General features: G+C 68.2%; 2 protein-coding genes. One reads left to right on the top strand and one right to left on the bottom strand.

Annotated features, from left to right (window positions below; translation table 11 throughout):
• Nucleotides 1-404 (bottom strand): winged helix-turn-helix domain-containing protein (locus JCM9942_RS16040; RefSeq protein ID WP_172675172.1); only part of this gene is annotated, 404 nt, incomplete at its 3' end.
• A 146-nt stretch (nt 405-550) separates the two neighbouring features.
• Here JCM9942_RS16040 and JCM9942_RS16035 point away from each other — a divergent pair.
• On the top strand, nt 551-1,213 hold the full coding sequence (locus tag JCM9942_RS16035; RefSeq protein WP_054660855.1) for a hypothetical protein: 663 nt from the start codon (nt 551-553) through the stop codon (nt 1,211-1,213).
• Nucleotides 1,214-1,354: the final 141 nt, after the last annotated feature.

Here is a 1,354-nt window from a genome sequence, read left to right as displayed (position 1 = left end):
GTCCCGGGTGGCAGCGGCCCGGTCAGCGCCGGCGTGGCGGTTGACGGCTCTTCGGCCGGCAACAGTTTGCCGATGAACCGGTATCCCAATCCGTGCTGGGTCTGGATATAGCGCGGCTCGTGCGAGTGGTCATCCAGCGCCGCACGCAGCTGGGCGATGGCGCGGGTCAGCACGCCCGGGGTGACGTGCCGGTGGCCCCAGACCGCGTCGAGCAACTGGTCGCGCTCCAGCAATTCATCGGCGTGCCGCAGCAACAGCAGCAATACCGCAAACGCCTTGGGCTCCACGGAATGGAACTGGCCGTCGCGGCTGAGCGTATGCGCGACCGCGTCGACCACGATGCCGTCAAAACGGTAGCGTTCGGTCGCGTGACCAGTGTTACCCGGGTCTCCGGTCGACCCCATCGGCAAGCCCTCATCAAAACCTCAGAAACCAGCGCAATGACTGTCTGAAGGCTCCGCCTGCCATCATGACCCATGCTACGCCCAAGCGGATGCTGGTGCTGCACCGTTCTTCACGGGCGCACCCCTCCCCCGCCTGGAGCACCACCATGTACGCCACCCTCGACTCCACCGCCTTCGACGGCCGCCTTCCGCTTCCGCAGGTGCTCGATCAGTCCCCCGGCAGCAATCCCCACCGCCGCAACCATGTGAACGACTTCGTGCTGCTCCCACGGGAAGTCGAACGCTTCAACCAGCTGCTGGCCCGGCTGGGCCGCACCCAGCCACTGGAGGCCGACCAGCTGGCCACCGCCGCCCGCAGCCTGGGCAGCAATGCCAGCAGCAACACCGCTCCGTCGGCCTGCATCCGGCAGCGGCTGCAGCAGGCCCGGCTCGTGGAGCAGATGCTCCAGGACGATGACTGGGAACCGGTCGCCGAAGCGGTGAGCTGCGCCCGTTGCGTGCTCGGCTATCTGCACGAGAACCGCCAGCTGATTCCTGACTCGGTCCCCGGGGTCGGCCAGCTCGACCAGGCCATCGTGATCGACACGGCATGGCCGCAGCTGGCCGGTGAGGTCGCCAACTTCCTGGACTACCAGCGCCTGCGCCGCATCGAGGCCGAACGCCAGGGGCGCGATTACACGGAAATCGCATTCAGCCGCAGCCTTTGGCTGGAGCTGCGCGAGATCGAAGCGCGCCTGCACGAGCACCAGCGTCGGGTCCGCGAAAACAGCTACGCTCCCGAGCCGATGCGCTACTTCCGCGTCCACTGACCCTGCCGGGATGTCGGTTGGCCCCGGTTGCCTGGCCGGGTCGTCCGTCGCCCGGACGGCCACCCGGGCACATGCACATGGTCCTGTACCGCCTGCGGACCCCACGCCGCGGTACAGGAGGCCCGTCCCCGCCCGCACCGG

Source organism: Stenotrophomonas pictorum JCM 9942, assembly GCF_001310775.1.
Lineage (GTDB): Bacteria > Pseudomonadota > Gammaproteobacteria > Xanthomonadales > Xanthomonadaceae > Stenotrophomonas > Stenotrophomonas pictorum.
The sequence above is the reverse complement of the archived record's forward strand: the minus strand, read 5'-3'. Positions and strand labels throughout refer to the sequence as shown.